The organism is Peribacillus sp. CSMR9, from assembly GCF_033141925.1.
GTDB classification, from domain to species: domain Bacteria; phylum Bacillota; class Bacilli; order Bacillales; family DSM-1321; genus Peribacillus; species Peribacillus simplex_A.
This window is the reverse complement of the sequence record NZ_JAOPHO010000105.1, coordinates 1-8,248: the sequence shown is the minus strand read 5'-3', so window position 1 is coordinate 8,248 and position 8,248 is coordinate 1. Positions and strand designations below refer to the sequence as shown.

Genomic DNA, 8,248 nt, shown 5'->3' with positions numbered 1-8,248 from the left:
CTGAACCGCCGTATACCGAACGGTACGTACGGTGGTGTGAGAGGTCGGAGGCTAGGCGCCTCCTCCTACTCGATTAATTGAGTACGCAGTTCATGGTAAAGTTGTCAGTGGAGACACACGGTAGTTAAAAGACTGATGAGAGTCATAAGCAGATGAAAAAACACCCAACCGTAAGGGCCGAGTGTTTTAGAGCGAATCTTTCTCTAGGATTTTCCTGCTTTGCTGAATGATTTCATTATTTTTATTTATGGCCTCAACATTGTTAAACTTAACATGGTCATTGATCAATTCATTGTCTTCCATATATTCTAGTAACAATTCGACTGATTTATCCAGCAATCTTTCCAGTGGGATATCCCTTTCTTCTGCTAAACGAGTGAGCCGCATGTTTAAATTAGAAGCGAGCGAAGAAACGAACGGATCTCTACCTTCGTTCATTTGCATTCCCCTTTCAGCTTTAATAGCTCCATTTTATGATGGAGAGGATTGGAAGGCGAAAATATGGACACTACGAATAAAATAATTGAAAGCTAGTTATATCGATTGGCGAAGTATGTTGATAGCTGGGTGATTTTTGTGTCCGATTCCTTCTTATCCTGTCTTTAATGTATAATAATACTATATTTTACATAAAGGAGGAATTATTAATGAGCCAAGACGGCAGTTTAATCGGGCTATTTGCAATCATACCGATTTTATTTTATCTGGGACTTCTTTTTTTAAGCATTTACTTTGTAATTAAGGTGATAAAATTCATCAATGCCAAGACAAAAGTAGATCAGGAAAGAAATGAAAAGCTTGATGAATTGATAAGAGTTATAGGTAACGGTAAAGAAGATCAAAATAGGCCTTTATAATAGGCAAAAAGCGCAATCCATTGGGTTGCGCTTCTTTTATTTCACTGGATTTTTTGGAACGTCAAGGTGGTGTACAAGCATTTCCTAATAAGCACCATAACATATTAGGAGGTGATTTAATTGACTGTTAAATTAGAAACTTTATTGGATCGTTCGGAAAAGAATATGGGCAGCGGAATTCATCCAGTCGTTAAAGAGTCAGCATTGGAAATGGTCAAACAGGCATACCAAGAAGGCATTTATGTGCAAATCAGCGCAGGTTATCGGTCTATGGAAGAGCAAGCAAAGCTATATGGTCAAGGTCGCCTAGGTTATATCTATGATGGAAAAAACTATAGTGATTTATCGAAACCGAGAGCGACGAATGCGATGCCAGGTCAATCTTACCATAACTATGGACTAGCCATTGATTATTTCATAGTCAGCGATGATGGAAAGAATGCCATTTGGACAATTGATGCCAAATGGAAACGGGTAGCGGACATTGGTAAATCCTTGGGCTTTGCTTGGGGCGGGGATTGGTCAAGCTTTAAAGATTATCCGCACTTGGATATGACGGGTGGACTAACTTATTCTCAGTTAAAAGCGGGAACAAGGCCTAAACTGATATCAAAAGTGAATGGCACCACTCCACCAGCAACACAAGTCGAATCGGATGTCATTGTAAAAAATACGCCTACAAAGGATACTGACACTCAGACTATCAAGTCCATTCAAAGGACATTAAATAACCGGTATAATGCAAAAATAGATGTGGATGGTTATTATGGACCTAATACTAAAAAAGCGCTGATAAAGGGTTTTCAAACCGAATTGAATAAACAATATGGTGCAAAGATTAATGTGGATGGAATATGGGGACCCCAAACAAAAGCGGCTTCACCTAATGTTAGGAAAGGGGCGAAAGGGAATATTACCTATATCCTTCAAGCTGCACTTTATTTAGAAGGACATAATCCACATGGTATAGATGGTATCTTTGGAAACGGAACGGAGATAGTGGTGAAGGCATTTCAAAGGGCCAAGGGAATATCGGCAGACGGTATTGCCGGTGAAAATACCTTTGCGAAATTATTTGGATGATTAGCTTAGTAAAAAAGCCTTAAAATATGAGGGCTTTTTTTGTTTGAATGAAAAATGATTTTTATAATAGCAGTTTTTTAAAAGTAAATATCCCAATCGTTTAAGAATCGAAGTATAAGAAAATTAGTCCTTTTACAAATGTGAATTGTAATATTTATCGAGTATATATGCTCATTTTCATTCACTTAAAATTGATTGAAATATAATAGTCCTTTTAATTTTCCATCATATTTAGACAATAAAGTTAAAGGAGGAAATAACTTTATTGGAGGAAAAAAATGATGAAAATGTGGAAAAAGTCTTTTTTACCTATCGCCTCTATTAGTCTAACTGCTGTGATGATTGTAAATGCCATTCCAGAAACTCCAGTTCAATCACAAGTGCATATGAAAAATCATGTGCTTCCGCTTGGAACGCATAATTTGCAAGAGAAAAGAACTTCTATGAATCCAGCACCAGGAGTGATGTATACCAAAATCATTCGTGGTGAAACATCTTCTAAAGACTTTTACACAGTGGATGTGACATTTGTAGAAACACAGAAACAGGCAAAGAAATTGTTGGGAAATTTAAAGAGAGATGGTTTCAGAAATGCTCGTATCATTCGGGAACCGGATCGGGCAATGGATGATCTGGAAAAAGGACCACTTGGATACATTGTTCGCATCGGCCAATATCAGCTGGAAGCGGATGCAACGGAAATGAGAAAACAGTTATCGGCTAAGGGATATACGGGTCTAAGGAATGTGTATACGGGTGAGGACGGAGAGAAAACAACAGGACCATGGGTAGTAAACGTCCTAGAAGTGGATCAGGAACGATTTCAAGGGCATGTGGTGCCAGAATTAGCAAATGATGCAGTGACAGGGAAAGAAACATTGACCCATATGGCTGACAGAAATGTTGCTATTGCAGGAGTTAATGCCGGATACTTTGTTGTAGGAGAGAATGATGGTACACCAGGCGATCTTGCCGGTATATTCTCCAGCAATGGTCAACTTGTCAGTGAAGCGATTAATGGCCGTTCAGCTCTGATTTTATCTTCTGATGATGATGATAAGGCAAAAATTGCATCTGTTTCCACGTCAATTCAGGCTACTTCATCTGATGGAGCGGTTAGGGAAGTGGATGGATTAAATCGGAAGCCAGGATTAATCCGCAATTGTGGCGGTGTTGGAGGAGATATGACAACAGAACGGCCGAAACATGATTTTACTTGTAAGGATGAAAGTGAATTTATCCAATATACTTCCATATTTGGAGAAAAGACAGAATCGGGCGACGGTGCGGAAGTGGTAGTAAATCATGCCGGAGAAGTGGTGGAAATTCATAACCAGCGTGGGGGAGACATTCCAAGCAGTGGTTCTATTCTTACAGGAACGGGGGAAGCAGCAGAGTGGCTTCATGACCATGCTCAACAAGGGATGAAGATTCAGGTGAAGAGTGAAATCATCGGGGATGGAAAGCTATTAAAATTAGACCAAACCACAAGCATGATTAACGGAGGCCCTCGATTGTTGGAAAATGGAGAAATTTCCATTAATTCCGTAGAGGAAGGCTTTCACTGGGAAGAAGATCCTGGGTTTTATTATCGTTTTGGGGAACGTCGTAACCCTAGAACACTTGCTGGAATCAAGGAAAATGGCAATCTATTATTTGTCACGATCGATGGACGCGCACCCGGATGGAGTGTAGGGGCTAATTTTGAAGAAAGTGCAAAAGTCATGAAGTCATTAGGTGCCGTCGATGCTATCAATCTTGATGGCGGCGGATCGACTACCATGACAGTTGGGGATGATCGAGTCACAAGACCATCTGATGCAGCAGGTGAACGCCCGATTGCCGACGGAATATTGTTAGTAGAATAAAAGATGGACGTAAAGGAGATAGATCAATTTAAAGTGTTCAAAAATCGTTTTCAGTTTCACTATTATTGGTCTAATTAGTAGGAATATTCACGTTTAGTAGTATTAATATTCCTTAGGCAGAAGATGAAATTATTAGTTACCATGGAAGAAGAAAATGAGACTCCTTATAGTGAAAACGATACAATCAAGATGCTGGTGTGATTTTTAGTGTTTCAAAAGTGAATTAAGGGATGCAGCTTACGGATAATTCCATAGAAATCGACTATGACGTACAGGATGTGTATTTTAACCTAATGTTTAGTCATAAACGAAAAGACAGTTAGCAAAGATAAGCTCACTGTCTTTTTGAATTAATATTTTAAGTGTATTTAAATTTAAGGAAACCCTTATTAACATGTTTTAGAGCATAAATTTGATCACACAAACGATCACGAACGTTTAAATGGCACAGTTCTTATGATTACAATAATGATCACAAGTCCCTCAAAAAATCCTAATTAACCAACCCCTTCTTACTGATCCGCTCCACAATCTCCATAAATTTATCCCGCCTGTGAAATTCAATCGGCGAAACACCTTTATCGACGGAATCGTATCTGCTTCAATCATTAATAATACTTCTCGTTAATCTTGCCTAAATGGATACTATCGCCGAAATCGACTAGAAGTCCTTTGACAGATGTACTGCCAAGTTTCATTCGCAGCTCGGCTTCAGATGTATTGTTCGACAATCTGGGCAGTTGCTTCGACGACTTGGTGGATTTCAAAGTGTTCCTGGATTTCCCTTCTGTCGCTCGTTTCCTTTTGAATAAGTTGCTAGAATTTTTCTTGAATAATCAGATAATAAATTGCCTTTTTTTTGTGTATCATGACAAAAGAATGAACCAAGCTGTCTGAATTTGCATTAAATATATTAACAATGAAAAGAGGTGAATTATATGTCTGGTTCTGGTTCTAGATCTGTTGATGTAGTTACGATTCTTTGGGAAAGAGCTACGTTAATACCTTTAGCTCAGCGTACAATTGTACAAGCTACAGTGATTGGAAGTGCTGCACCTTGTGCTAACACTTTAGCTCCTGGTGATTCCTACAGAGCTGCTTTACGTTGTTTACTTGGAAATAGATTTGTACGAGTATTGAACCTTGACTTCGGGCGAACCGGAGTTGCCGTGTTCATCCGTTTATTCTAGGATATTAATTGGGGGACAAAGTATTTTTCATTTAAAATACTTTGTCTTTTTTGTAAATACACAAAAACCACCAGTCATTAAGATTGGTGGTTTTATCAATTTTACTAATACAGAATGTTAAGAAGGAAGCGGAACATTATCTTAGTGAATTTCTAGCTGGTATTGATCCGATTAAATTACCTTTTGTCAATTTATTCAAGACTTGTCGATTCAAATGAAATTGAATGTAGCGTAGTACATATCAAAACTTATATTAGCTTAAATAATTCGGAGGTGGAGGTTTGTTGACCTTTTTTAATAGAATCTATTATATCAGTAGCCAGGATAGGACGTACGGGTGCGCGCTTGATCTCGTGAACTAAACTGTCCACCCACTACTACTTGTAGAAACATGTTTGAGGCTAGTTGGGACGTAGATCTCGTATAACAAGCGAAGCTATGACACTGCATGGAGGACTAGGAGTACTGGTTAGTAAGTAAAGGAGGGGAAAAAAACAATGAATCCAGTTGTTGGTCTGGATGTGGCAAAAAGGAGAGAGTCAAGTTCAGGCATTTTTAGATCATTCTAAACCGTATGGGAAGAGCTTTTCAATGAAGCACATCAAAGAGGAATTAGATCATTTTTTAGACTTTTTAAAAGAAAGTGACAGGGCAGAAGCCTATGGTCATTTTAGAATCTATAGGGCATTACCATGCTATTCTATATATCTTACTAAATCCGATTATTTCATATCAGGCAAAGAAGTCCAGTTTACGGAAGGTAAAAACTGACGCTATCGATGCGTACCAGTTGTGTGTGCTGTATTACAAAGGTGAACCTCATAAAATTAGAGGAATTCAGCTATTAGACCTTCGGAATTTGTCCAGACAACAGGAAATCATAACGAATATGTATGTGGAAGCTAAACTTAAGTTTTGTATATGGATATTATTGGATATGGACGTGTTTCAACTAAAGATCAGGACTTGGCTTTACAGGAGGAGAAGTTAAAAGAGTATGGTTGCGAGAAGATATTCATGGAAAAACAAAGTGGTGCTAAATCTGACAGGAAAGAACTTGCTAAGGCGTTGGACTATTTAAGGGAAGGTGACATGCTGGTTGTTTACAAGTTGGATAGATTAGCACGTTCCACTTTTGACCTATAAAAGATTGCTAAGGAACTAGAAGAACGGGGAATAGCTTTAGTATTCATCAAAGAACAGATTGATTTTAGTACACCATCAGGAAAGCTAATGTTTACTATGCTGGGGGCTATTGCTGAGTTTGAACGTGATCTAATTAAAGATAGAACGGCAGAAGGAAGGGAACGTGCTAAGGCACAGGGGATACATATGGGTAGGAAAGGGAAGGACGAGAAGGACGTTAAGAAGGCTTTAAAGCTGTATGATGAAAGAGAATCTAACGGTTTAAGCGTTAATGATATAGCCAAAATGACAGGTTTCCCACGTTCCACTATTTATGCTAAAGTGAAAGAGATGACTAGCAATAGCTAATCGTCTTTTTTCTTGTGGCATTGTTGTAGTTTTAAAATAAAGTCGTACCTTATAAAAAAAAGATGTACCAATTTAAATAAAGTTAAATCGTTTATAAAAATGATAAACCGAAATCCATACTTTATTTTGGTTTTCTTTTTCTTATTCCGCATTTACAGCAAATCCTTTTGTGTCTTTTTAAATTTATAATTTTTTTAATGCACACTTGACACCTTCACTACATAGTATTACAGTATACCAGTACTCATTAATACTGAATACCTGTATAACTTATTAGCTTAGGAGGTGTATGCTGTGGAAAATTTAACAGAAATGCTCAAAGGTGTGTTGGAAGGTTGTGTGCTGGAAATTATCAGCCGGGGAGATACTTACGGCTACGAGATTACCCGTCGTCTCAATGAAATGGGCTTTACAGAGGTTGTTGAGGGTACGGTCTACACCATTTTGGTGCGACTGGAAAAGAAAGAATTAGTGAATTTCGAGAAAAAGCGTTCTGAAATGGGTCCTCCTCGCAAATTTTATTCATTAAATAATGCAGGACACGAGGAACTCGAACAATTTTGGGGAAAATGGAATTTTGTTTCATCAAAAATTAATACCCTAAAGGGGGAGAAATAATATGAAGAAATTTATAGAGCTAATCATTGGCGATTTAGAAAGCAAGAAGGAATACAAAGCATTTATGAAAAAAGTAAATTCCCTACCGAAAGATTACGCATTTGTGTTCAAAAAGATTCAAAAGTACATGTGGAATTTCGGATATGGATTTGGTGAAGAAATCATCAATTTGTATGAACTGTTTGAAGCTAGTGCAGCAGAAGGCAAGCATGTGCTAGATGTTACCGGTGAAGACGTGGCGGCATTTGCCGATGAATTGATGGCTCTCTCAAAACTAGATGGAGAATCGGCGAGTATATTAGGAGGGCAAGTAGATTTGAAAAAAGAAATCGAGAGTAGAGTTGAAGAGCAAGTAAAAATATGGACGAATAAAAAATAATGTAGGAGGTTAAATATCATGGTAAATTTCATCAAAAAGATACTTGACGACAAAAAAGAATACAAAGAAATGATGGCGCGTGTGGAAGCTTTGCCAGACAACTACCCAGAAGCCTATAAAAAAATCTGCAACTATATGTGGGGTTTCGCCTCTGGAAGCGGCATGGATATGCTGAGAATCCAGTATGATCTCATTGATTTGTTTGAAGATGGTGCGGCAGATGGCAAAGACGTATTGGAAGTAACAGGTGAAGACGTGACAGCATTCGCCAATGGACTTATCGACCAAGCGAAAAGATGGGATGATAAGTTACGCAATAATTTGAACAAAAGCATTCTGAATCGTGTGGGTAAGAAAAAATAAGCGTTGAACAACCCAACTGAATAGCTTTTTTGAAAACAAGCTGTTCAGTTATATTTTTTAACAAGTAAGTAGTATAACTGATTATCTGTCAGTCTATATAGACAAACCCAGTTGCAGGCGCTACTGCGCTGTGAGCACGCGCCTTCAGCTTTATATATAGGAGGGATTAGAATGAATAATAAATCCATTCAAGTGACTGGGTTGCAGAAGTCCTACAAGCAGCTTCAAGTCCTAAAAGGCGTAGATTTCGAGGTGGAAGAGGGCAGTATTTTCGCACTGCTCGGCTGCAACGGGGCGGGCAAGTCCACGGTTGTAAAAATCCTGGCCACGCTGCTCAAACAAGACAGAGGAACCGCCACCGTAAACGGATTCGATGTCGCGTTATAGCCAGAAAAC

9 protein-coding genes and 3 pseudogenes are annotated in these 8,248 nt (G+C 38.5%); 10 read left to right on the top strand and 2 right to left on the bottom strand.

Going from position 1 to position 8,248, the window contains the following annotated elements; genetic code table 11:
• Positions 1-186: 186 nt before the first annotated feature.
• The gene (locus N9I19_RS23240; RefSeq protein ID WP_317779120.1) at positions 187-438 is read right to left on the bottom strand and encodes a ribbon-helix-helix domain-containing protein; all 252 of its coding nucleotides are present in this window, start codon (positions 436-438) and stop codon (positions 187-189) included.
• 209 nt (positions 439-647) lie between these two features.
• Between N9I19_RS23240 and N9I19_RS23235 the strand changes: the two genes are divergently transcribed.
• The 3 genes from N9I19_RS23235 (at position 648) to N9I19_RS23225 (ending at position 3,808) form a co-directional block, all read left to right on the top strand.
• On the top strand, positions 648-857 hold the full coding sequence (locus tag N9I19_RS23235) for a hypothetical protein (protein WP_317779119.1): 210 nt from the start codon (positions 648-650) through the stop codon (positions 855-857).
• A gap of 120 nt (positions 858-977) precedes the next feature.
• The gene (locus N9I19_RS23230; RefSeq protein WP_317779118.1) at positions 978-1,940 is read left to right on the top strand and encodes a peptidoglycan-binding protein; all 963 of its coding nucleotides are present in this window, start codon (positions 978-980) and stop codon (positions 1,938-1,940) included.
• Positions 1,941-2,218: 278 nt separating this feature from the next.
• A complete protein-coding gene (locus tag N9I19_RS23225; protein WP_317779117.1) occupies positions 2,219-3,808 on the top strand; it encodes a phosphodiester glycosidase family protein in 1,590 nt (529 codons plus the stop codon).
• A gap of 608 nt (positions 3,809-4,416) precedes the next feature.
• On the opposite strand, the gene N9I19_RS25385 is transcribed toward N9I19_RS23225, so the two are convergent.
• Positions 4,417-4,539: a DUF3898 domain-containing protein gene (locus N9I19_RS25385; RefSeq protein WP_411730853.1), complete on the bottom strand. Its 123-nt coding sequence runs from the start codon at positions 4,537-4,539 to the stop codon at positions 4,417-4,419.
• Between the two features lie 207 nt (positions 4,540-4,746).
• Here N9I19_RS25385 and N9I19_RS23220 point away from each other — a divergent pair, with 207 nt between their 5' ends.
• The 7 genes and pseudogenes from N9I19_RS23220 to N9I19_RS23190 form a co-directional block, all read left to right on the top strand.
• Positions 4,747-4,998, top strand: coding sequence for a hypothetical protein (locus N9I19_RS23220; RefSeq protein ID WP_284470836.1), 252 nt, complete (start codon positions 4,747-4,749; stop codon positions 4,996-4,998).
• 497 nt (positions 4,999-5,495) lie between these two features.
• Positions 5,496-5,914: pseudogene (locus N9I19_RS23215) on the top strand (IS110 family transposase); the annotation flags it as partial.
• A gap of 5 nt (positions 5,915-5,919) precedes the next feature.
• Positions 5,920-6,492 (top strand): annotated as a pseudogene (locus N9I19_RS23210) (recombinase family protein).
• 294 nt (positions 6,493-6,786) lie between these two features.
• On the top strand, positions 6,787-7,110 hold the full coding sequence (locus N9I19_RS23205; RefSeq protein ID WP_089363852.1) for a PadR family transcriptional regulator: 324 nt from the start codon (positions 6,787-6,789) through the stop codon (positions 7,108-7,110).
• A 1-nt stretch (position 7,111) separates the two neighbouring features.
• Complete coding sequence (locus N9I19_RS23200; RefSeq protein WP_057216467.1) at positions 7,112-7,489, top strand: DUF1048 domain-containing protein; 378 nt, start codon at positions 7,112-7,114, stop codon at positions 7,487-7,489.
• Positions 7,490-7,507: 18 nt separating this feature from the next.
• Positions 7,508-7,852, top strand: coding sequence for a DUF1048 domain-containing protein (locus tag N9I19_RS23195; protein WP_317779116.1), 345 nt, complete (start codon positions 7,508-7,510; stop codon positions 7,850-7,852).
• 171 nt (positions 7,853-8,023) lie between these two features.
• A pseudogene (locus N9I19_RS23190) lies at positions 8,024-8,233 on the top strand (ATP-binding cassette domain-containing protein); the annotation flags it as partial.
• Between the last annotated feature and the right edge of the window lie 15 nt (positions 8,234-8,248).